Here is a 20,248-nt window from a genome sequence, read left to right on the forward strand (position 1 = left end):
CAGTGATCTCCGTGTCTCCGTGGTGGATCTTTTGGATCAGAACAGCTTCTTGAAACGACCGAGGAAACCGTCGCCCCGGTCCTGCTTGCTGTGGGTCTCGCCCATGTCGCGGGCCAGGGCCTTCACCGCGCCCAGGGCGTTCACGAAGTAGGGATTGCCGGTGGCCTGGGGCAGGCCACCCACGCCCATGATGCGGCCCAGCACCACGCGGGGCCGGCCCAGGATGGTCTGGGCGAGGATGGCGAGGTGGGTGAGGAGGGCCCCGCCGCCCACCAGGTGCACGCCGCCGTGGATCTCGTGCATGAGGCCCGTGCGGCCCATCTCGGCCAGCACCAGGTTCAGCAGCTCCGCGGCCCGGGCCTGGAGCACCTCGGCGATCTCCCGCCGGGGTACCAGGCGCCCCTCCTCCTCGAGCTCGATGGACTCCTCGCCGGGCACCTGGCTGGGCAGCACGGTGCCGAAGCGGATCTTGATGCGCTCGGAGGCGGCGATGCCGCCCAGGTGCTTGGTGATCTCCAGGTCGCGGGTGAAGTGCATGCCGCCGATGGGGATGACCGCGGAATGGAAGAGGGTGCCGTGCAGGAAGATGCCCAGGTGGGTGAGGTGCTCGCCGATGTCCACCACCACGGCGCCGTTCTGGCGGTCCTCGCGGGAGAGCACCGCCTCGGCGCTGGCCAGGGGCGAGTACATCAGCTCGGCGCCGTGCAGGCCCGCATTCTTCAGTGCCAGCTGGATGTTCATGATCACGGGGCTGGGGGCCACGACGATGCGGACCTCGGCCTCCAGCGACTCGCCGAACATGCCCACGGGGTTCCGGATGTCGCGCTGGCCCTTGATGTGGAACATCTGGGGGATGCGGTGGAGGACCAGCTCCTCCTTGGCCAGCTTGCAGCCGTTGGTGGCCTGCTCCAGCACCCGATCCCGGTCCGAGGTGCTGATGATCTTGTCGCTGCTGCTGATGGTGATGGAGTCGCGGAGGTTCTCGCCCTTGAACTGGATGCCGTCCACGGCCACGCGGATGCCGTCCACCTTGGTCTGGCCCGCGGTGTTCATGGCCTCCTCCACCGCCCGCACGATGGCGCGGGTGCAGAGGTCCATGTCCGTGATCTGGCCCTGCGTGAAGCCGCCCTGGGGCGAGGCCTGGCCGGTGCCTGTCACGTTCAGCGTCCCGTCTTCTTCCTGGACGGCCACCACCGCCACCACTTTGCTTGCACCGAGGTCGAGCCCTAGGAGAACGGCACGCTGAGGCATGAAGATCCTTTTCCTTGCTCTAGGTTTACACCACTTCCGTGCCGGGTTCGAGCCCTTGCGCACGGAAAAAACGCCGCTTTCTTCCCGCGGAGGTCAGCGTGGCGTCTTGGCGGCGGGGGAGGCCTCCTCGGGTTCCCCCACGGCGACCTCCTCGTCCCAGCGAAGGTCGATGTAGCGGAGCCGGGCCAGATCCGGCCGCTGGGACAGGCGATCCACGAAGAGACCCTGAAAATTGGGCACGTTTTTCGTCACATCCTGGCGGGAGAGATAGATGGGGGCCGGGAGACCCTCGATGTAGGCCACGGGCCCCTTCGAGCTCCACCTCAGCTCCGTCAGCCGATCGTAAAATCCTCCCTGTTTTTCCCTCAGAGCCCGTGCTGCGCTCACAAGCCGGGCCAGACCCTGGTCCGTCTGGCTGGCGGGATCCACCACCACGGGAATGGGGCTTAGGTTCGCCTGGCTCACCCGGTCCAGGAGGATGCCGTCGTCCGACACCAGGAACACGCCGTTGCTCCGCACCAGCCAGAGCACGGGATGCCGCTCCTCCACCACGAGGCTCAGCCGGTCCGGGGGGTCCTTGCGGATCAGGAGGTTCCTCACCCAGCGCTTGGCCTCGATGCGGGCCCGCAACTCCTCTGCATCCACCCAGAAGAGGGGCTTGCCCAGCACCAGCTTCTCCGCCAGGGCCTGGATCTCCGCCTGGCGCTCGCCCCGGCAGCCGCTCACATTCACCTGCTCGATGGTGAGCTTCTGGAGGCCCAGGTACCGGGTGCCCACCTCCATGAGCCCCCAGGCCACCCCGCCCAGCACCACCACCGTGAGTCCCGCCCGCACCCAGGGGAACCAGGGGCGCTTGGGACGGGTGCGGGGGAGCATGGGCATGGGGGTCAGTCTACCGCCTGGGGGCGGCGGCCCGAATGATCCGGAAGCATCCCCCATCCTCGAAAAGCTGGGAGGATGCCCCATGGCCGCGACCGCCCCCGGAGGCATTCCGGATCTCCTTGATGCGCTCTTCCGCTCGGAGTCGCGCCGGATCCTGGCCACGCTGATCCGGTTGCTCGGGGATTTCGACCTGGCCGAGGACGGCATGCATGATGCGTTCACGGCCGCGCTGGAATCCTGGCCCAGGGATGGCGTGCCCCGGAACCCCAGGGCCTGGCTGGTCTCCACGGGCCGCTTCAAGGCCATCGACCGCCTGAGGCGGTCCGCCCGTTTCAAAACCCCGCTCGAAGGCCTGGCGGAGATCCCCGACGAAGAAGCGCCAGGGTTCATGGAAGGGCAAGAAGGTATTGAAGATGACCGGCTTCGGCTCATCTTCACCTGCTGCCATCCGGCCCTGTCGCCGGAAGCCAGCGCCGCCCTGACCCTCCGGGAGGTGTGCGGCCTGACGACGGAGGCCATCGCGCGCGCCTTCCTCACCGCCCCATCGACGCTGGCCCAGCGGATCGTCCGGGCCAAGTCGAAGATCCGGGACGCCGGCATTCCCTACGAAGTCCCCGGCCGGGAGGAACTGCCGGACCGGCTGGACGCGGTGCTGAAGGTCGTCTACCTCGTGTTCAACGAAGGCTACTCCGCCTCCTCGGGAGCGGCGCTGACGCGTCCGGACCTCTCGGGCGAGGCCGTCCGCCTGGGCCGGCTGCTCCTTGAGCTGCTGCCGGATCCGGAGGTGAGGGGCCTGCTCGCCCTCATGCTGCTCCAGGAGTCCCGGAGGGCCGCGCGGACCTCGCCGGCGGGGGACCTGGTGCTGCTGGAGGACCAGGACCGCTCCCTGTGGGACCGGGCCCTGATGGCCGAGGGGAAGGCGCTGGCGGAGCGGGCCCTGGCCTCCCGCCGGGTCGGACCCTACACACTCCAGGCCGCCATCGCCGCCGTCCATGCCGAGGCTGTCCAAGGATCCGCCACGGACTGGACCCGGATCATCGGGCTCTACACCCTCCTCCTCCGGATCGCGCCCTCGCCCGTGGTCGAACTCAACCGGGCGGTGGCCGTGGCCATGCGGGACGGCCCCCGGGCCGGGCTGGACCTCATCGACGCCCTTCTGGGGCGCCGCGAACTGGCGGAGTACCACCTGGCCCACTCCGCCAGGGCGGACCTCTGCCGCCGGCTGGGGAGAACCGGGGAGGCGATCGACTCCTACCGCCAGGCCCTGGGGCTGGCCCGGCAGGAGCCCGAGCGGCGGTTCCTCGAACGGCGTCTGGTCGAGCTCCAGAAATAATGTTTCGGGCCCTGTCGAAAGGGTTCCTCCTCGAACGACCAGGGGGTGAAGGCGGTCAAGACGACCCCCAAGGAGCCACCCATGAAATACATCTGCTTCGGGTACCTCGACGTCCAGCAGTGGGCGACCCTCTCCCAAAGCGAGCAACACGACAGGTTCGATGCGTGCTTCACCTACGACGAGGGGCTGAAGAAGGACGGCCACTGGGTCGGCGGGGAGGGGCTGCAGGGCCCGGATACCGCCGTCATGGTGCGATACAAGGAAGGCAAGGTGTCCGTGACGGACGGCCCCTATGCCGAGACCAAGGAGCTGTTGGGTGGTCTCTTGATCCTGGAGGCCAGGGATCTCAACCACGCCATCCATCTGATCTCGAACCATCCGGGGCTGAAGATGGGCCCCTGGGAGATCCGCCCCGCCGCGGACCTCACCCCGATGATCCGCGAAAGCGAGCAGCGCCGCGCCGCCTTGAAATAGGCGCGGGGATCGCGTTCGACGGGCGGCCCTGGACCCTACCGCCAGATCTCCACTTCGGGTTCCAGGGCCACCCCCCAGCGCTCCCGCACGGCGGTCTGCACCCGCTCCATCAGCTCCGCGAACTGGGCGGCGGTGGCGTGGCCGTGGTTGATGAGGAAGTTGGCGTGTTCGGGGCTCACCTCGGCGTCGCCCACGCGCAGGCCCTTGAGGCCCGCCTGGTCGATGAGGCGGCCGGCGCTCTGGCCCGGCGGGTTCTTGAAGATGCAGCCGGCGTTGCGCTTCGACAGCGGCTGGCTGGTGCCGCGCTTCTGCCGGTACTCGGCCACCTGGGCCCGGATGGTGGCGGGATCGCCTTCCGCCAGCCGGGCCGTGGCGGAGAGCACCACGCGGCCCCCCGTGAGGAAGCTCCAGCGGTAGCGGAACTCGCCGGGATCCGGGGCCTTCTCCACCAGGTCGCCCTCGGGCGTGAGGAAGCGGTAGCGCTCCAGCACGTCCACCCACTCCCGGCCGTAGGCCCCGGCGTTCATGCGGATGGCGCCGCCGAGGGAGCCGGGTATGCCGCTGGCGAACTCCAGGCCCGAGAGTCCCGCCGCCGCAGCGGCCTCCGCCAGGGCGATGTGGCCGTGGCTGGCGGGAGCCGTGAGGCGCGCGCCGTCGCGCTGGACCGTCTTCGGCAGGGCCAGGCGCAGCACCGGCGTGTCGATGTCGCCCAGCACCACCAGGTTCGAGCCGCCTCCCAGCACCCGCCAGGGCAGGCCCTCCCGGGCGCAGGCGCGGACGAAGGCCTGGGCCTCATCCTCGGTCGTGGGCTCGAAGAGCCAGCGGCAGACGCCTCCGACGCCCAGCGTCGTGAGGCGCGCGAAGGGCACGTCCCGGCGGTGGGGCACCTTCAGCAGCTCGTCGGGCAGGGGGCGCGTCATCGATTCCAGTATGGACGAACCGGCTCAGCTCCCGGCTTCCGGCGCGGGCCGGAGGGAGGCCAGCACCATCTCCAGCAGGCCGTCGATCATGGCGCGGAGCTCGTCGGCGTCTTTGGCGGTCTCCTTGAAGCCGTGGACGGCGCGGGTGAGGACCCGGGCGATCTGCTCTGGAGGCAGGGTACCCGCGCCCAGGGGCGCGAGGATGGCCGCCAGCTCGACCTCAAAGGCCGCGATGGCCTGGTCGATGGCGGGTTTCGCGAAGGCGAGGCCGGTGTGGGCGGGCTCCCGGAACTCCGGCGAGGCCGCGAAGAGCCCGAAGGGCCGGACGGCCCAGAGCTCGAAGGCGAAGCGGAGCTTTTCCAGGGGGGTGGTCCGGGCGCCCAGGCCCTGGCGGACCTCCTCCAGGGTGCGGGCCGTGAAGGACCGGAGGACGGCCTCGAAGACCTCCTCCTTGCGGCAGAAGACCAGGTAGAGGGCGGGCCGGGACATGCCGGCGGCCTCGGCGAGGTCGCCCATGGTGGTCCGCCGGTAGCCGTGGCGGAGGAACACGGATTCGGCGGCCTCGAGGACCCGGGACCTCTTGTCGCTGCCCATGAAATGAGGATTGACAAAATGTGTCCGATTGTCAATATGAACGCACTGACATTATTCGTCTGAATGTCAAATCCTAGTTGGAGAGCCACATGAGACAAGAACCTTGGACCTGGGCCCAAGTGCCCAACCAGACCGGCCGGGTGGCCGTGGTCACCGGGGCCACCTCCGGCACGGGGTATGAGGCGGCCCGCATCCTGGCGGCCTGCCGGGCCACGGTGGTCCTGGCCTGCCGCAATCTGCCCAAGGCCGGGGAGGCCGCCCAGCGCATCCGAGTGCTCCACCCCGGGGCCCGGGTGGAGGTCCAGGGCCTGGACCTGGCCTCCCTGGCCTCCGTCCGGCAGGCCGCCGCGGACCTCCTCGGCCGCTTCGACCGGCTGGACCTGCTCCTCAACAACGCCGGCGTCATGGTCCCTCCTTATGGAAAGACCGAGGACGGCTTCGAGCTGCAGCTCGGCACCAACCACTTCGGCCCCTTCGCGCTGACCGGTCTTCTGATGGACCGCCTGCTGGCCACCCCGGGCTCCCGCGTGGCGACCATGAGCAGCAACGCCCACCGGATGGGCCGCATCTACGCCGACGACCTGAACTTCGAGCGCGGCTACCGGGCCTGGGCCGCCTACGGCCAGTCCAAGCTGGCGAACCTCCTCTTCGCCTACGAGCTGGATCGCCGCCTGGCGGCGGCCGGAGCGGCGACGCGCTCGGTGGCTGCGCATCCCGGCTGGGCCCGGACGGAGCTCCAGCGCCACGCGGGCTGGATCAGCTGGCTCCGCGTCGCGGGCCTGGAGAGCCTGCTGAGCCAGGACGCCTTCGGCGGCGCCCAGCCCCTGCTGCGGGCGGCCACGGATCCCGCCGTGAAGGGCGGCGAGTACTTCGGGCCCTCGGGCTTCCAGGAGATGAAGGGGGCGCCCATGCCGGTCCAGTCCGATGCCCGCTCCCGGGACGAGGGGCTCCAGCGCTGGATGTGGCGGCTCTCCGAGCAGAGCACGGGGGTGGTGTATCCGCTCTGACCGTTTTCGAAAAGCCGGGGCCCTGGTCCTCGCCGCTCTGGTGGCGGGAGGCTTCTGGGCTGCCGGTTCCTCCCCCGACTTCCTGAGGAGTCCCCGCATGGACCGATCCCCCCAATCTTCCCAGTGGCGCGATGGGCGCTTCCGGAACCCCCAGCCCCTCTGGAACGACACCCGGGGCATGCTCGGCGCCATGTTCCGGAGGGATCCGAACGCCAGCCCCCAGGCCGAGCTGCCCGTGGTCCATCCCACCCGGGCGGACTTGGCCGCGGAGGCCCCCCCGGGCCTGCGGGCCACGTGGCTGGGCCACTCCACCGTGTATCTGGACGTGGACGGCACGCGCATCCTCACGGATCCCGTGTGGGGCAAGCGCGCCTCGCCCCTCGGGTGGGCCGGGCCCAAGCGCTTCTACGCACCGCTCATCGCCCTGGACGAGGTGCCCGTGCCCCAGGTGGTGGCCATCTCCCACGACCACTACGACCACCTGGACGAGGGCACCCTGCGCCGCCTGAAGGACTGGGACACGCGCTTCGTGGTGCCCCTGGGCGTGGGCGCGCGGCTGATCCGCTGGGGCGTGCCCGCGGGCCGCGTCACCGAACTGGACTGGTGGGAGTCCGTGCGGGTGGGCGAGCTGGAGGTGGTGCTCGTTCCGGCCCGCCACGCCTCGGGCCGCGGCCTCCGGGACAAGGACAAGACCCTGTGGGGCGGCTTCGCCTTCCTGGGGCCCCGGCACCGGGCCTACTTCTCCGGGGACACGGGGATGTTCCCGGGCCTGGCCGACATCGGCGAGCGCCTGGGCCCCTTCGACCTGGCCATGATCGAGGCCGGCGCCTACAACCCGGCCTGGCCCGACTGGCACCTGGGCCCGGAGCAGGCCGTGCAGGCCCACCGGATGGTGCGGGGCCGCGTGCTCCTGCCCATCCACTGGGGCCTCTTCAACCTGGCGGCCCACGGCTGGACGGAGCCCGTGGAGCGCGTGCTGGCCGCGGCGGACCAGGTGGGCGTCACCGTGGCGCTGCCCCGGCCGGGCGAGGGCTTCGAGCTCAGCGGGGAGCCGCCCAGCCGGCGCTGGTGGCCCGCGCTGCCCTGGAAGACCGGAGCGGAGGTCCCCATCCGTGCCACGCTGGACGGGCGGCAGCCCATCGCGGAAGGAGGCCTGCCATGAAGGTCCTGCTCTTCGGCGCCACGGGCATGGTCGGCCAGGGCGTGCTGCGCGAGTGCCTGCGGGATCCCGGCGTCACCCAGGTGATGGCCCTCGTGCGGAAGCCCTCGGGGCAGACCCATGCCAAGCTGCGGGAGCTCGTCCACGGGGACTTCTTCGACTACCGCGTGGTCGAACCGGATCTCACCGGACTCGACGCCTGCTTCTTCTGCCTGGGCGTGTCCGCGGCCGGGCTGGGCGAAGCCGAGTACCGCCGCCTGACCCACGACCTGACGCTGGCCGCGGCGGAGACCCTCGCCCGGCTCAATCCCGCCATGACCTTCGTCTACGTCTCCGGCGCGGGGACGGACAGCACCGAGCAGGGCCGCACCATGTGGGCGCGGGTGAAGGGACGGACCGAGAACGCCCTGCGGCGCCTGCCCTTCAAGGCGGTGTATCTCTTCCGCCCCGGCCTCATCCAACCCCTGCACGGCATCCGGTCCCGGACGGGCTGGTACCAGGCCATCTACACCCTGATGAGGCCCGCGTTCCCTCTGCTGCGGCGCCTGTTCCCGAAGGCCATCCTCACCACGGAGGAACTGGGCAGGGCCATGCTCCGCGTGGCACGGGAGGGGGCACCCACGGCCATCCTCGAGGCCGCCGACCTCATTGTCCTCGGGGCGCCTCCAACTCGATCAGCCGCGCCTTGACCTCGGGCGATCCGAAGGCGCTCCAGCCACCCTCGTCCTTCGCGCCCACCACGCGGTGGCAGGGCACGAGGATGAGCACGGGATTCGCCTTCACGGCTTGACCCACGGCCCGCGCCGCTCCGGGCCGGCCCGCCAGCAGGGCCACCTCGCCGTAGGCGAGGCTCTGGCCGGGCCGCGTGGCCCGCAGCACTTCGGCCACACGAAGCTGGAAGGGCGTCAGGGCCGAGAGGTCCAGGGGGATCCGGGTCAGGTCCTGGGGGCTGCCCGAGAGGTGGGCCATGAGCCGCCGTACGGCCTCCAGCACCCAGGCCGGGGCTTCCCGGGCCTCTTCTCGATCCAGGGTGTCCGTGAAGCGCAGCAGGCAGATCCCCTCCGCCGTCCAGCCCAGGCGCAGGCGGCCCAGGGCGGTGGCGAAGGTGAGGAGGTGCCGTGTCATGGGGCTAGGATGGCAGGATGCGCTGGCTCGCCCTCGACCACGGCACGAAGAAGATCGGCCTCGCCTTCTCGGATGAGCTGGAGATCCTGGCCTCGCCCTTCGAGGTGTGGCCCCAGGAGGAGGTCCGCACGCTGGAGCGGCTGGCGCGGCTGTGCAGGGAGGAGGGTGTGCAGGCCCTCTGCGTGGGGCTGCCCCGCCACAAGGACGGCGCCGAGAGCGCCACGGCCCCCGCGGCCCGGGCCTTCGGCGAGGCCCTGGCCCAGCGCACGGGCCTGCCCCTGCGCTTCGTGAACGAGCACCTGAGCAGCGCCGAAGCCGAGCGGCTCCTGCGGGAGCGGGGGGTGAAGCCCGAGAAGCGCAAGCTCCTGCTGGACGCGGCCGCGGCGGCGGTCATCCTGGACGAGCTGCTGGAGGACCGGCGGGCCAAGGGGATACCCGCCAGCTCCCTGGATTGAATCCCCACCACGGGAGGGAAGCATGCGCATCGCATTCCTGGGCCTGGGACGGATGGGCGATCCCATGGCGCGCCGGCTGGTGGGCGCCTTCGAGCTGGCGGTGTTCAACCGGGACATGGCCCGGGCCAAGCCCTTCGAGGCGCTGGGCGCGCGCGTCGCCGGGTCGGTGCGGGAGGCCGTGGAAGGCGCGGAGGTGGCCGTGACCATGCTCTCGGACGACGCCGCGGAGGAGGCCATTACCTTCGGGCCCGGAGGGCTCCTGGAGGCCCTGGCCCCGGATGCCATCCACGTGTCCATGAGCACCATCGGTATCGCCACCTCCGCCCGCTTGGGCGAGGCCCACGCCGAGGCGAGGCAGGGCTACGTGGCGGCGCCGGTCTTCGGCCGCCCGCCCGCGGCGGCTTCGGGCCAGCTCTGGATCCTGGCCGCGGGCCCCGAGGACCAGGTGGCCAAGTGCCAGCCGCTGTTCCAGGCCCTGGGCCAGGGCGTCTTCCCCCTGGGGGGCCGGGCCTCCACGGCCCACGCCATGAAGCTGGCGGGCAACAGCCTCCTCGTCACCGCCGTGGAGGCGCTGAGCGAGGCCTTCGCCTTCGGCGAGAAGGCGGGCGTGGCGCCGGAGACCACGCTGAATATCCTCAACACGGCCCTGCTGAAATCCCCCCTGGCGGACGCCTACGGGGGCGCCGTGGTGCGGGGCGACTTCGAGCCCGCGGGCTTCGCCCTGCGCCTGGGCCTGAAGGACGTGAGCCTGGCCCTCCGCGCCGCCGAGGCCTACCAGGCCCCCCTGCCCATCGCCAGCCTCCTGCGGGACCGCCTCCTGTCCGCCGTGGCCCGGGGCTACGGCGACCAGGACCTGGCCGCCCTCTCCCGCATCAGCCGCGAGGACGCGGGGCTTTGAGCCCGGCAGGGACTGAAAGACAAAAGATCACCACCAAGACACCAAGGCACCAAGAACTGAAGAAAGCTTTTCTTGGTGCCTTGGTGTCTTGGTGGTGGGAATTTCCGCTTTCCGCCTGGAACGGCCCTCAGCCCAGCCGTACGGTCCGCATGCAGCGCTCGGCCAGGCCCGGGTTGTGGGTGACGAGGAGAGTGGTGGGGCGCAGTTCGGCGTGGAGGTCCAGCAGGAAGCCGAATACCTCCTCGGCGGTGGCGGGATCCAGGTTGCCCGTGGGCTCGTCCAGCAGCCAGAGGGCGGGCTTGCGCACCAGGGCGCGGGCCAGTCCGGCGCGGGCGGCCTGGCCGCCGGAGAGCTGGCCCGGCAGCCGCTCGCCGAGATCGCCCAGACCCACGGTGGACAGGAGCTGTCCGATCCAGGCCTCGGCCCCGGCGGAGCCGTCGCCGTCGATGAGCAGAGGCATGCGCAGGTTCTCCCGCACGGTGAACTCCGGCAGCAGGTGGGGCTGCTGGAAGGCCAGGCCCACGCGGCGACGGCGGTAGAGGGCCCGGGCCTCGGCGCCCTCGGGCACGGGCTCTCCGCCCACGGCGATGCCGCCGCCCTCCCAGTGATCCAGGCCCGCGATGCAGTTCAGGAGTGTGGTCTTGCCCACGCCGGAGACGCCCACCACGGCGCAGAGGCTGCCGGCCTCGACGTCCAGCGAGAAGCCGTCGAAGACGGGATGGGCGTTGCCGGGGTAGGTCTTGTGCAGGCCAGTGATGGAAAGGGGCTGTCCGATCATGGCACCTCGCACCCAGGGCTAGTGATCCACCACGGAGACACGGAACTCGCGGAGGCGTCACGGAGGCCTCTGTGGTTCCTCCGTGCATGGGCTGGCCAAAGGCCCATTCCGGCCAAGCCGGAATGGACTGAATGCACCGGGCTCGGATCCCCTTGCAAGGATCCGGGCCCGGTGCATTCAGTCAGCCCATACTCCGTGTCTCCGTGGTGGATCTTGATGGGTTGAACGCACGGTTGCACGAGCTTCATTCGGCCCTCAGCGCGTCGACGGGGTCCAGGGCCGCGGCCTTCTTGGCGGGGTACCGCGCAGCCAGCCAGGAGACCAGCAGGGGGAAGATGGCCACGAGGACGACGTCCAGCACCTTCAGGCGGAAGGGCATGTAGGTGATGAAGTCGTAGACGGCCGCCGGCAGCTTCAGGAGCTTCCAGCGGTCGAGGATGAGGCACATGGGCACGCTGATGCCCAGGCCCCAGGCTGTGCCCACGGCGCCGATGCGCAGGCCCTGCAGCTCGAAGAGCCGCTGGATCTGCTTCGGCGTGGCGCCCAGCGCCAGCAGCACGCCCAGGTCCCGGCGCTTCTCCGTCACCAGCAGCACCAGGGAGGCCACGATGTTGAAGGCCGCCACCAGCACGATGAGGCTGAGGATGGAGGCGAAGGCCCACTTCTCCACGGTGAGCGCCGCGAAGAGGGCCTTGTTGGACTCCCGCAGGTCCGTGGCCTGGAAGGCCGGGCCCAGGGCCTGGAGCACCCGGGGCTTCACGTCCGCGATGGCGTCGATGCTGGTGGCGCGGACCTCGATCATCTCGGCCCGGCCCTCGGAGCGGGCGATCCGGATGGCGTCCGCGAGGTGGATGAAGGCCCAGGCCTTGTCGTACTCGGAGCTGTGGCTGTGGAAGGTGCCCGCCACGCGGAAGGCCGCCACCTTGGGCTGCTGGCCGCCCAGGCCCAGCTCCAGCCGGAAGACGGCCAGGGCCACGGTGTCGCCCACCTTGAGACCCAGTCGCTGGGCCAGCTCCTTGCCCAGGACGATCTCCCCCTCCTTGAGCTGCTCCACGGGGGCGGGCTGCATGGAGTCGAAGATGCTGGAGGTCCCGTGGGCGGTGGCGGGGTCCACGGCCTTCACCACCACGGTTTCCGGCGGCATCTCGCTGTCGGGCCGGCGCAGCAGGCCCTTCTCCAGCCGGATGGGCGAGGCGGCCTGCACCCCAGGCACGGCGCGGATGGCCTTCAATGCCCCTTCGGTATCCGGAATGTCCCCGCCCAGGTTGAAGACGGTGAAGTGGGCCGTGGCGCTGAAGAGGGTGGCCTGGATCTCCTCATGGAAGCCGTTCATCACGGCCAGAGTCACCACCATGGCGAAGACGCCCAGGGCCGTGCCGCCCCGGGCGAAGCGCACCATGGTCCGCACAAAGGCCCCCTTCCGGTGGGTCTTCAGGTAGCGGTCGGCGATGGTGCGTTCGAACAGGGCCATGGATCCAGGGTAGCCGGGACTTGATGAATGCCCTCCGGCGCGGCAGATTGACCTCATGGCCGAAACCCCGCCCCGCTGTCTGCTCATCGCCCGCCAGGGCCCCGAGGACCGGGAGGACCCCATCGAGGACCACCTGCTGGAGCTGGCGGAGCTGGCCCGCAGCTGCGGCTTCGAGGTCTGGACCCGGCGCCGGCTCAAGCGGCCCCAGGTGGCGCCGCGCACGTTCTACGGCTCGGGTCAGCTCCAGGCCCTGGCGGACGAGGCCGCCCGGCAGGGGGTGCGCCACCTCATCTGCGACGACGAGCTGAGCGGCAGCCAGGTGAACGCCATCCAGAAGCTCACCAACCTCACCTGCCTGGACCGCACGGGCCTCATCCTCAGCATCTTCGAGCAGCGGGCCCAGACCCGGGAGGCCAGGGCCCAGGTGGAGCTGGCCCGGCTGGAGTACGAGCTGCCCCGCCTGAAGGGCGCCTGGACCCACCTGGAGCGCCAGGGGGGCGGCGTGGGTCTTCGCGGCGGGCCCGGCGAGACCCAGATCGAGGTGGACCGCCGCATGATCCGCACCCGCATCAGCCAGCTCAAGCGGGAACTCACCCACCTCGAAACCGTGCGGGAGACCCAGCGCCAGGGCCGGCCCCAGGGCCTGCCCCGGGTGGCCCTGGTGGGCTACACCAACGCGGGCAAGACCACCCTGCTGAAGGCCCTCACGGGCGAAGGCGAACCGCGGGACCTCCTCTTCGCCACCCTCGACACCACCACCCGCAAGGCCTGGCTGGGCCAGGACTTCGACCCGGAGACCGGCGAGGGCAGCACGGCGCCCAAGCACTGCCTGGTGGCCGACACCGTGGGCTTCATCCGCAAGCTGCCCCACCAGCTGGTGGCGGCCTTCCGCAGCACCCTGGGCGAGGTGCGCACGGCGGATGCCCTGCTGGTGGTGGCCGATGCCGCCCACCCGGACCTGGAGGACCACCTGCGGGTGGTGGGCGCCACCCTGCGGGAGATCGGCTGCGCCCCCGAGGAGGGCGACGCCCAGCCCCGGCTGCTGGTGCTGAACCAGGTGGACCGCCTGCATCGCCCCCAGAAGCTGGACCTGAAGAAGCGGCACCCGGGCGCCGTCCAGGCCTGCGCCCTCCATGCCACGGGCATCCCCGAGATCCGGGCCTGGCTCCGGGAGCTCATCCCCGGCCCGCCCAAACCCCGGGAACTGGAGGACTGGGAGCTGCCGGAGCCCACCCCGGCATTCTGAGATCCGGACACGGTTTGGGTATGGACGCGGGGCTGGCCCTTTCCTAAGATAGTTGCTTATGCAACTAAAAGCCTCCTGGAAGACCGCCAGCCTGTCCCACGTGATCACCGCCGTGAAGAGCCGCATGCGCCAGGTGGCCGGGCGCCGGCTGGCCCCGTACGGGCTGACGCCCCAGCAGTTCCAGCTTCTGATGGCCGTGGCCGAGAAGGACGGCCGCTGCCACGGCGACCTGGCCCGGAGCACCTGGATGGACAAGCCCACGGCCACCCGGATCCTCAAGACCCTTCAGGACCGGGGTCTCGTGCTTGCCGCCGCGGACCCGGCCCACCGGCGCCGCGTGCTGTTCCACCTCCTGCCCGAGGCGGAGCCGCTGGTGCGGCAGCTGCGGGGCTTCCGCCAGTCCATGCGCGAGGGGATGGAGCAGGGGCTGGCGCCCGAGGACCGGGACCGCCTGCGGGACATCCTGGCTTCGGTCATGGACAACCTGGACCGGATGGACGAGGAGCTGACGGGCTCCGCGGAAGGGAAGTAGGCACGCCATGTGGATCGTCCGGCTTGCCCTCCGCCGCCCCTACACCACCGCCGTCATGTGCATGCTGGTGCTGCTGATGGGGATCCTCTCCGTCCTGCGCATGCCCGTGGACATCTTCCCCAGCATCGACATCCCCGTGGTGGCCGTGGTCTGGCAGTACGGCGGCCTTCCCCCGGAGGAGATGGAGCGGCGGGTGGTGACCGTCAGCGAGCGCGCCATGTCCACCACCGTCAACGGCATCGAGCGCATCGAGTCCCAGAGCATCCAGGGCATCGGCCTGCTGCGGGTCTACTTCCAGCCGGGGACGGACATCGGCTCGGCCATCGCCCAGATCTCCGCCGTGAACAGCACCATCCTGCGCATCCTGCCGCCGGGCATGACGGCGCCGAGCGTCATCCAATTCAATGCCAGCAACGTCCCCGTGGTGCAGCTGGCGGCGCGCAGCGACGCCATGCCCGAGCAGCAGGTGGTGGACTACGCCCTGAACTTCATCCGCATGCGCCTCTTCACCATCCCCGGGCTCGCCACGCCCGGGCCCTTCGGGGGCAAGTCGCGCCAGGTCTCCGTGGACATCGACACGGCCAAGCTGGCGGCCCGGGGCCTCAGCCCCGCGGACGTGGTGAACGCCCTCTCCTCCGAGAACGTCATCACCCCTGCCGGCGTGGCCCGCATGGGCAGCCGCGAGGTGCCCATCGTCACCAACTCCAGCCCCGCCTCCATCGAGGCCTTCAGCAGCCTGCCCGTGAAGGTGGTGAACGGCGCGCCGGTGCTCCTGGGCGATGTGGCCCGCGTCTACGACGGCTTCGCGGACCAGACCAACATCGTGCGCATCAACGGCCAGCGGGCCACCTACCTGGCCATCCTCAAGAAGGCGGACGCCTCCACCCTGGCGGTGGTGGACGCGGCCAAGGAGGCCCTGCCCGGCATCCAGGCCGCGGCCCCCAAGGGCCTGGAGCTGAAGTTCGACTTCGACCAGAGCCACTTCGTGCGGGCCGCCATCCTGGATGTGGCGAAGGAGGCCCTCGTCTCGTCGCTGCTCGTCTCGCTGATGATCCTGCTGTTCCTGGGGTCCTGGCGCAGCATGCTCATCGTCTCCACCAGCATCCCCCTGGCCATCTTCGTGGGCCTGGTGGGGCTGAAGCTCTCGGGCCAGACCCTCAACATCATGACCCTGGGCGGCTTCAGCCTCGCCATCGGCATGCTGGTGGACGACGCCACCGTGGCCGTGGAGAACATCCACCGCAACGAGGCCATGGGCAAGCCGCTCACCGTGGCCATCCTCGACGGCGCCAACCAGATCGCCGTGCCGGCCATCGTGGCCACCCTGGCCATCTGCATCGTGTTCTTCCCGGTGGTGCTCCTCGTGGGCCCCGCCAAGTACCTCTTCACGCCCCTGGCCATGGCCGTGGTCTTCTCCATGCTGGCCTCGTACGTGCTGTCGCGGACCCTGGTGCCTACGCTCTCCCGCATGCTCATGGGCCACGATCACCCCGATCCGGACAGCCGGTGGGCCCGCTTCAACGCCCGGCGCGAGGCTTGGCTGGACCGGCTCCAGGAGGCCTACGGCCGGGCCCTGGAGCAGGTGCTGCACCACCGGGTCTACGTCCTGGGCGTGGCCCTGGCCTTTGTGGCCGTCAGCTCCGGCTTGCTCTTCGTCATCGGCCGGGATTTCTTCCCCACGGTGGATGTGGGCCTCATGAAGCTGCACATGCGCGTGCCCCCGGGCCTGCGCCTGGAGGAGACGGAGCGGATGGTGGCCCAGGCCGAGTCCGAGATCCGCACCCTCATCCCCGCGGCGGAGCTGCGCTCACTGAACAGCAACATCGGCACGCCCAGCGCCTTCAACATGGCCTTCCTGCCCAGCGACAACGTCACCAGCCAGGACGCGGACCTCTTCATCTCCCTGGCGCCGGAGGGGCACCGCACGCGGGAGCACATGGCGAGCCTGCGGGAGGAACTCCCCAAGCGCCTGCCGGGCGTCAGCTTCTACTTCCAGCCCGCGGACATCGTGAGCCAGGTGCTGAACTTCGGCGTGGCCGCGCCCATCGACATCCAGATCGAGGGGCCGAATCTGCGGGCCAGCGCCGACCTCGCGCAGCGGCTGAAGGCGGGCATCCAGGGCATCCCCGGAGCCGTGGATGTGCGCGTCAAGCAGGTCCTGGACACCCCGGCCTACCGCATCGACGTGGACCGCCTCCGGGCCGCCCGGGCCGGCATCTCCCAGCGCGATGTGGCCAACGGCCTGCTGGTGTCGCTCTCCGGCAACGGCCAGCTGGCCCCCTCCTTCTACCTGAACCCGGCCAACGGCGTGAACTACACAGTCTCCGTGAAGTCGCCCCTGGCGTCCCTGAACTCGCCGGACAGGCTCCTCGCCACGCCCTTCGGCCCGCCGGGTTCCGGGGCCCTGCTCCAGACGGACCCCTTCCGGCCGGCGGGACCCGCGGCCCAGGCGCCCTTCCAGCCACTCTCCAACCTGGCCAGCCTCCAGCGCGTGAGCACCCCCAGCGAGATCAACCACATGACGATCCAGCGGGTCATCGACGTCATGGCCAATGTGGATGGGCGGGACCTGGGCGCCGTGGTGAAGGACATCGAAGGCCAGATCAAGGCCCTGGGGCCCCTGGGCCCCACCACGAAGATCAGGATCCGGGGCCAGAACGAGGTGATGAGGGAGTCCTTCCGGAGCCTGGGCGGCGGCCTCCTCATCGCCATCGTCCTGGTCTACCTGCTCATGGTCGTGCTCTTCCAGAGCTGGCTGGATCCCTTCATCATCATCACGGCCGTGCCCGGGGCCCTGGTGGGCATCCTGTGGATGCTGGCGCTGACGGGCACGACCTTCAACGTGGAGTCCCTCATGGGCGCCATCATGGCCGTGGGCATCGCCACCTCCAACGCCATCCTCATCGTGAGCTTCGCCAACGAGGTACGGGCCGGGAACCCGGGCCTCAGCGCCCTGGACGCGGCCCTGGAGGCGGGCAGGGTGCGCCTGCGCCCTGTACTGATGACGGCCCTCGCCATGATCATCGGCATGGTGCCCATGGCCCTGGCCCTGGGCGAGGCCGGCAGCCAGAACGCGCCCCTGGGCCGGGCGGTGATCGGGGGCCTGCTCATGGCCACCTTCGTCACCCTCTTCATCGTGCCCGTCATCTACAGCCTCCTGCGGAAGAAGCCGCCCACGGCCCACCTGCTGGAGAGCCGGTTCCAGGAAGAACAGCAAGGGAGTGAAGCATGAGCGAGCGTCCGGAATCCCCCGCCTTCAAGCTGGGCGGCGCCCTCACCGTGGTCGTGGCCCTCCTGGGCGTGGGCGGTCTTCTCTGGGCCCGGCAGTCAGGTCTGAAACAGGAGGCCCGGCACCGCCGGGCCGAGCTGGAGGCCGGCCCCCGCGTCCGCGTGGCCAAGGTGGACAGCCAGGGTTCCGAGCGGGGCCTGAGCCTGGAGGGCGAGGCCCTGCCCTACGCGAGCACCACCCTCTACGCCAAGGTGAGCGGCTTCGTGCGGAGCATCCCCGTGGACAAAGGCAGCGCCGTGGCCAAAGGGCAGGTGGTGGCCGTGGTGGAGTCCCCTGAGACGGACCGGGATACCCAGGCCCTCCAGGCGGACGCGGAGAACAAGCGCCGGAACGCCGAGCGCAGCCGGTCCCTGGGGAAGGACGGCCTCCTGAGCCCCCGGGACGTGGAACAGGCCGACGCGGACGCCCGGGTGGCCGAGGCCAAGCTGGCCTCCCAGGCCACCCTGAAGGGCTACCAGGTGGTCCGCGCCCCCTTCAGCGGCGTGGTCACCCAGCGCTTCGCCGATCCCGGCGCCCTGGTGCAGAACGGCGGCGCCACCAGCACGGCCCAGCCCCTGGTGACCCTGGCGCAGGTGGACCGGCTGCGCGTCACCCTGTACCTGGACGCCACCGCAGCCGCCCGGGTGAAGGTGGGGACCGAAGTGGAGGTCCGTCCGGTGGAGCGCCTCGACGTGGTCCGCAAGGTCCGGCTCAGCCGGGTAGCCGGGGCCCTGGATCCCAGGACCCGCACCCTGCTGGTGGAGGCCGACCTCGACAACCGGGACCGGGCCTTCCTGGCGGGCGGCTTCATCCGGGCCGGGCTGAACCTGCCCGCCTCCGGGCGCTTCGCCGTGCCCGCTGAGGCCGTGGTCCTGCGGGAGGGGAAACCGCTGGCCGCCGTGGTGCTGGCCGATGGCACGGTGCGCTTCCAGGCGCTCCAGCTCGGGGAGGAGGAGGACCAGCGGATCCGCGTGCTGGGCGGCCTCCAGCCCGGCGAGACCGTGGTGCTCAATCCGCCCGTGGGCCTGAAGGACGGGGATCGGGTTCAGGCTTCCGGGGCTTGATTCTTCCGGGGCAGCATCCCCACGGTGGCCGCCAGGCCCAGGGCCAGCGCGATGCGCAGGAAGAAGAGGTTGCGGCTGACGCCGTGGGCCTTGTTGTAGGCCACGCGGTCCGCGTGGTCCGGCGCCAGCGTCTCCACGGGCGCGGCGATGCGGGCGCGGATGTCCCGGACCTTGGGCGTCACCACGAAGGTGCTGGCCAGGCACATGAGCATGGCCACCAGCCACCCGGCGCTCCAGAGGCGGATGGGGCCGATGGCCTCCTCCTGCAGCTCCGCCATCCAGCGGGCGCCCCAGCTGAGGCCCGCCAGCCCGAAGGCCGTCCAGGCCGCCCAGTCCAGTCGGCCGATGATCAGCCCGGCGATGCGGCCCGCCACGTCACGGCTGGGCAGCTCCTGGAAGAAGACCGGCGCGGAGAACACGCCGAATCCCAGGGCCGCCCCCGCCCAGAGCAACAGGAGGGCCGCCGAGATGCGATCGAGGTAGCGCAGGCTTTTCGGGCTCATGGTTCCCTGGACTGAAGACTGAAGACTGAAGACTGAAGACCGCCCTACCACTCGTTGTAGGGAATTCCGTTCTCGCCCTTGTCGGCGGAACCGCTGCGGACCCGCCACACCCCCAATTCGGCATCGGGGTTGTCCGGATCGGGAGCTTCCAGTTCCAGCTGCCAGGTGTCCCGGGACTGGGTGATGGGATCCCATGGGATGTCCCGGAGGTAGCCCAGCTCCCGGAGGGGCCCCAGGCTCGACGGGTACTTGCCCCGGTCGGCCCGGTACTGCTCCAGGGCGTGGTTGATCTGGAAGAGGTTCTCCTTGAGGACCGCCTCGCGCGCCACCAGGGTCTTGTGCCGGTAGCCCGCCAGGCCCACCGTGGCCAGCAGGGCCAGGATGGTCATGACCGTGAGCAGTTCCAGCAGGGTGAACCCGCGCTGGCGGGAGGGGGCGGCGCGCATGGAACCACCTTACCTCAATGCCGCCCGGGCCGCCGCGTCCCTGCGTCGGGGAGCTGGCATCCTGGGGGGCCATCCGGAGGCACCATGGCACCTGAGCGCTCCCGCGAAGTCGATACGCTCCTCCTGGCCCTGGACCAGGCCTATGACCGCAAGTCCTGGCATGGGGCCAACCTGAGGGGGGCCCTCCGGGGCCTGGGCGCCGAGGCCGCCTCCCTCCGGCCCGGCCCGGGCCGGCCCTCCATCCAGGAGCTGGTGGTCCACCTGGCCTACTGGAAATACGCCGTACTGCGCCAGCTGGTGGACCTGCCCCGGGGTGCCTTCCCCCTGAAGGGCTCCAACTGGTTCCCCCGGGAGGGTGCCGATGCCGCCTGCTGGAAGGCGGACCTGGCCCTGCTGGACCGCATGCACCGGAACCTGCGGGCCGCCGTGGCGGTGCTGGGCCCCGCCGACCTGGACCGCCCCTCCGCCAAGGCCCAGCACCGGATCCGGGACCTCGTCCTCGGCGCCGTTGCCCACGACCTGCACCACGGTGGGCAGATCCAGCTCATCAAGCGGCTGGCAGGGACCCGTTAGAGCACGCCCCGCTTCTTCTGATCCAGCTCAATGGTCGCGACCGCCGGGTGACGGAGCAGGCTCCGGGGGAGCCTGCGGAGTCGGGCCCAGGCGAGGAGCGAATCAGGCGGCGAAGGTCAGAGCACGCCCCGCTTCTTCTGATCCAGCTCAATGGAGTCGTACAGGGCCTGGAAGTTGCCCTCGCCGAAGCCCATGGGGCGACCGGCTATCGCAGGCTGCGGGGCAGCCTGCGATAGGGAGCGCATGAAGAAGGGCTGCGCCAGCGGCCC

21 protein-coding genes are annotated in these 20,248 nt (G+C 70.6%); 12 read left to right on the top strand and 9 right to left on the bottom strand.

The features are described from left to right. Nucleotides 1-36: 36 nt before the first annotated feature. Entirely contained in the window at nt 37-1,251 is a 1,215-nt protein-coding gene (gene ftsA / locus G398_RS0109250) for a cell division protein FtsA (RefSeq protein ID WP_084512369.1), read from the bottom strand. A 93-nt stretch (nt 1,252-1,344) separates the two neighbouring features. Continuing rightward, nucleotides 1,345-2,133 (bottom strand): cell division protein FtsQ/DivIB, encoded by a 789-nt coding sequence (locus G398_RS0109255; protein ID WP_026853391.1) that lies wholly within the window; start codon nt 2,131-2,133, stop codon nt 1,345-1,347. Between the two features lie 82 nt (nt 2,134-2,215). Here G398_RS0109255 and G398_RS0109260 point away from each other — a divergent pair, with 82 nt between their 5' ends. Together G398_RS0109260 and G398_RS0109265 are read left to right on the top strand one after the other, a co-directional pair. After that, nucleotides 2,216-3,466 carry an RNA polymerase sigma factor gene (locus G398_RS0109260; protein ID WP_052571750.1) on the top strand — a complete coding sequence of 417 codons (1,251 nt, stop codon included), beginning with the start codon at nt 2,216-2,218 and terminating at the stop codon, nt 3,464-3,466. Between the two features lie 81 nt (nt 3,467-3,547). After that, nucleotides 3,548-3,940 (top strand): YciI family protein, encoded by a 393-nt coding sequence (locus G398_RS0109265; protein ID WP_026853393.1) that lies wholly within the window; start codon nt 3,548-3,550, stop codon nt 3,938-3,940. A gap of 35 nt (nt 3,941-3,975) precedes the next feature. Here the strand turns inward: G398_RS0109265 and murB are convergent, their stop codons facing one another. Continuing rightward, nucleotides 3,976-4,860 (bottom strand): UDP-N-acetylmuramate dehydrogenase, encoded by an 885-nt coding sequence (murB, locus tag G398_RS0109270; protein ID WP_043484547.1) that lies wholly within the window; start codon nt 4,858-4,860, stop codon nt 3,976-3,978. Nucleotides 4,861-4,884: 24 nt separating this feature from the next. Beyond that, nucleotides 4,885-5,454, bottom strand: coding sequence for a TetR/AcrR family transcriptional regulator (locus tag G398_RS0109275; protein WP_026853395.1), 570 nt, complete (start codon nt 5,452-5,454; stop codon nt 4,885-4,887). A gap of 89 nt (nt 5,455-5,543) precedes the next feature. Here G398_RS0109275 and G398_RS0109280 point away from each other — a divergent pair, with 89 nt between their 5' ends. The 3 genes from G398_RS0109280 (at nt 5,544) to G398_RS0109290 (ending at nt 8,309) form a co-directional block, all read left to right on the top strand. After that, entirely contained in the window at nt 5,544-6,461 is a 918-nt protein-coding gene (locus G398_RS0109280; protein WP_043484550.1) for an oxidoreductase, read from the top strand. Nucleotides 6,462-6,558: 97 nt separating this feature from the next. Beyond that, nucleotides 6,559-7,623 carry an MBL fold metallo-hydrolase gene (locus G398_RS17450; protein WP_084512375.1) on the top strand — a complete coding sequence of 355 codons (1,065 nt, stop codon included), beginning with the start codon at nt 6,559-6,561 and terminating at the stop codon, nt 7,621-7,623. Continuing rightward, the gene (locus G398_RS0109290; RefSeq protein ID WP_026853397.1) at nt 7,620-8,309 is read left to right on the top strand and encodes an NAD(P)H-binding protein; all 690 of its coding nucleotides are present in this window, start codon (nt 7,620-7,622) and stop codon (nt 8,307-8,309) included. The genes G398_RS17450 and G398_RS0109290 overlap by 4 nt, the downstream gene beginning before the upstream one ends. Here the strand turns inward: G398_RS0109290 and G398_RS0109295 are convergent. Next, the gene (locus G398_RS0109295; RefSeq protein WP_026853398.1) at nt 8,266-8,745 is read right to left on the bottom strand and encodes a methylated-DNA--[protein]-cysteine S-methyltransferase; all 480 of its coding nucleotides are present in this window, start codon (nt 8,743-8,745) and stop codon (nt 8,266-8,268) included. The two genes, G398_RS0109290 and G398_RS0109295, sit on opposite strands and share 44 nt — an antisense overlap. Nucleotides 8,746-8,762: 17 nt before the next feature. Between G398_RS0109295 and ruvX the strand changes: the two genes are divergently transcribed. Both ruvX and G398_RS21945 read left to right on the top strand, forming a co-directional pair. After that, nucleotides 8,763-9,200: a Holliday junction resolvase RuvX gene (ruvX, locus tag G398_RS0109300; protein WP_026853399.1), complete on the top strand. Its 438-nt coding sequence runs from the start codon at nt 8,763-8,765 to the stop codon at nt 9,198-9,200. Between the two features lie 22 nt (nt 9,201-9,222). Continuing rightward, nucleotides 9,223-10,098 carry an NAD(P)-dependent oxidoreductase gene (locus tag G398_RS21945; RefSeq protein ID WP_026853400.1) on the top strand — a complete coding sequence of 292 codons (876 nt, stop codon included), beginning with the start codon at nt 9,223-9,225 and terminating at the stop codon, nt 10,096-10,098. Between the two features lie 127 nt (nt 10,099-10,225). Here the strand turns inward: G398_RS21945 and G398_RS0109310 are convergent, their stop codons facing one another. Next, nucleotides 10,226-10,876 carry an ABC transporter ATP-binding protein gene (locus G398_RS0109310; protein ID WP_026853401.1) on the bottom strand — a complete coding sequence of 217 codons (651 nt, stop codon included), beginning with the start codon at nt 10,874-10,876 and terminating at the stop codon, nt 10,226-10,228. Between the two features lie 244 nt (nt 10,877-11,120). Beyond that, complete coding sequence (locus G398_RS0109315) at nt 11,121-12,347, bottom strand: ABC transporter permease (RefSeq protein ID WP_026853402.1); 1,227 nt, start codon at nt 12,345-12,347, stop codon at nt 11,121-11,123. Between the two features lie 55 nt (nt 12,348-12,402). Between G398_RS0109315 and hflX the strand changes: the two genes are divergently transcribed. The 4 genes from hflX to G398_RS19655 are packed head-to-tail and all read left to right on the top strand — an operon-like array spanning nt 12,403 to nt 18,457. Beyond that, nucleotides 12,403-13,593 (top strand): GTPase HflX, encoded by a 1,191-nt coding sequence (hflX, locus tag G398_RS17455; protein WP_052571752.1) that lies wholly within the window; start codon nt 12,403-12,405, stop codon nt 13,591-13,593. 58 nt (nt 13,594-13,651) lie between these two features. Next, nucleotides 13,652-14,125 (top strand): MarR family winged helix-turn-helix transcriptional regulator, encoded by a 474-nt coding sequence (locus G398_RS19650; RefSeq protein WP_084512380.1) that lies wholly within the window; start codon nt 13,652-13,654, stop codon nt 14,123-14,125. Nucleotides 14,126-14,132: 7 nt separating this feature from the next. Further along, nucleotides 14,133-17,357 (top strand): efflux RND transporter permease subunit, encoded by a 3,225-nt coding sequence (locus tag G398_RS17465; RefSeq protein WP_043484553.1) that lies wholly within the window; start codon nt 14,133-14,135, stop codon nt 17,355-17,357. After that, nucleotides 17,354-18,457, top strand: coding sequence for an efflux RND transporter periplasmic adaptor subunit (locus G398_RS19655; RefSeq protein ID WP_052571756.1), 1,104 nt, complete (start codon nt 17,354-17,356; stop codon nt 18,455-18,457). The genes G398_RS17465 and G398_RS19655 overlap by 4 nt, the downstream gene beginning before the upstream one ends. Here G398_RS19655 and G398_RS0109340 read toward each other — a convergent pair. Further along, a complete protein-coding gene (locus tag G398_RS0109340; RefSeq protein WP_026853403.1) occupies nt 18,439-18,960 on the bottom strand; it encodes a DUF4149 domain-containing protein in 522 nt (173 codons plus the stop codon). The two genes, G398_RS19655 and G398_RS0109340, sit on opposite strands and share 19 nt — an antisense overlap. A 44-nt stretch (nt 18,961-19,004) precedes the next feature. Further along, the gene (locus G398_RS0109345) at nt 19,005-19,406 is read right to left on the bottom strand and encodes a type II secretion system protein (protein ID WP_026853404.1); all 402 of its coding nucleotides are present in this window, start codon (nt 19,404-19,406) and stop codon (nt 19,005-19,007) included. Nucleotides 19,407-19,490: 84 nt separating this feature from the next. On the opposite strand from G398_RS0109345, the gene G398_RS0109350 reads away from it, so the two are divergent. Then, nucleotides 19,491-19,979 carry a DinB family protein gene (locus tag G398_RS0109350; RefSeq protein ID WP_026853405.1) on the top strand — a complete coding sequence of 163 codons (489 nt, stop codon included), beginning with the start codon at nt 19,491-19,493 and terminating at the stop codon, nt 19,977-19,979. Nucleotides 19,980-20,248 lie beyond the last annotated feature (269 nt).

The sequence above is a fragment of the Geothrix fermentans DSM 14018 genome, assembly GCF_000428885.1.
Classification (GTDB): Bacteria; Acidobacteriota; Holophagae; order Holophagales; family Holophagaceae; genus Geothrix; species Geothrix fermentans.

Coding starts and splice junctions, on each gene's coding strand:
- G398_RS0109275 (WP_026853395.1), bottom strand. CDS start 5,454: ATGGGCAGCGACAAGAGGTCCCGGGTCCTCGAGGCCGCCGAATCCGTG.
- G398_RS21945 (WP_026853400.1), top strand. CDS start 9,223: ATGCGCATCGCATTCCTGGGCCTGGGACGGATGGGCGATCCCATGGCG.
- G398_RS0109280 (WP_043484550.1), top strand. CDS start 5,544: ATGAGACAAGAACCTTGGACCTGGGCCCAAGTGCCCAACCAGACCGGC.
- G398_RS0109310 (WP_026853401.1), bottom strand. CDS start 10,876: ATGATCGGACAGCCCCTTTCCATCACTGGCCTGCACAAGACCTACCCC.
- G398_RS0109265 (WP_026853393.1), top strand. CDS start 3,548: ATGAAATACATCTGCTTCGGGTACCTCGACGTCCAGCAGTGGGCGACC.
- ruvX (WP_026853399.1), top strand. CDS start 8,763: ATGCGCTGGCTCGCCCTCGACCACGGCACGAAGAAGATCGGCCTCGCC.
- G398_RS0109260 (WP_052571750.1), top strand. CDS start 2,216: ATGGCCGCGACCGCCCCCGGAGGCATTCCGGATCTCCTTGATGCGCTC.
- G398_RS19650 (WP_084512380.1), top strand. CDS start 13,652: ATGCAACTAAAAGCCTCCTGGAAGACCGCCAGCCTGTCCCACGTGATC.
- G398_RS0109315 (WP_026853402.1), bottom strand. CDS start 12,347: ATGGCCCTGTTCGAACGCACCATCGCCGACCGCTACCTGAAGACCCAC.
- G398_RS19655 (WP_052571756.1), top strand. CDS start 17,354: ATGAGCGAGCGTCCGGAATCCCCCGCCTTCAAGCTGGGCGGCGCCCTC.
- G398_RS0109295 (WP_026853398.1), bottom strand. CDS start 8,745: ATGACACGGCACCTCCTCACCTTCGCCACCGCCCTGGGCCGCCTGCGC.
- G398_RS0109345 (WP_026853404.1), bottom strand. CDS start 19,406: ATGCGCGCCGCCCCCTCCCGCCAGCGCGGGTTCACCCTGCTGGAACTG.
- G398_RS0109290 (WP_026853397.1), top strand. CDS start 7,620: ATGAAGGTCCTGCTCTTCGGCGCCACGGGCATGGTCGGCCAGGGCGTG.
- G398_RS0109340 (WP_026853403.1), bottom strand. CDS start 18,960: ATGAGCCCGAAAAGCCTGCGCTACCTCGATCGCATCTCGGCGGCCCTC.
- murB (WP_043484547.1), bottom strand. CDS start 4,860: ATGACGCGCCCCCTGCCCGACGAGCTGCTGAAGGTGCCCCACCGCCGG.
- G398_RS17465 (WP_043484553.1), top strand. CDS start 14,133: ATGTGGATCGTCCGGCTTGCCCTCCGCCGCCCCTACACCACCGCCGTC.
- ftsA (WP_084512369.1), bottom strand. CDS start 1,251: ATGCCTCAGCGTGCCGTTCTCCTAGGGCTCGACCTCGGTGCAAGCAAA.
- G398_RS17450 (WP_084512375.1), top strand. CDS start 6,559: ATGGACCGATCCCCCCAATCTTCCCAGTGGCGCGATGGGCGCTTCCGG.
- hflX (WP_052571752.1), top strand. CDS start 12,403: ATGGCCGAAACCCCGCCCCGCTGTCTGCTCATCGCCCGCCAGGGCCCC.
- G398_RS0109350 (WP_026853405.1), top strand. CDS start 19,491: ATGGCACCTGAGCGCTCCCGCGAAGTCGATACGCTCCTCCTGGCCCTG.
- G398_RS0109255 (WP_026853391.1), bottom strand. CDS start 2,133: ATGCCCATGCTCCCCCGCACCCGTCCCAAGCGCCCCTGGTTCCCCTGG.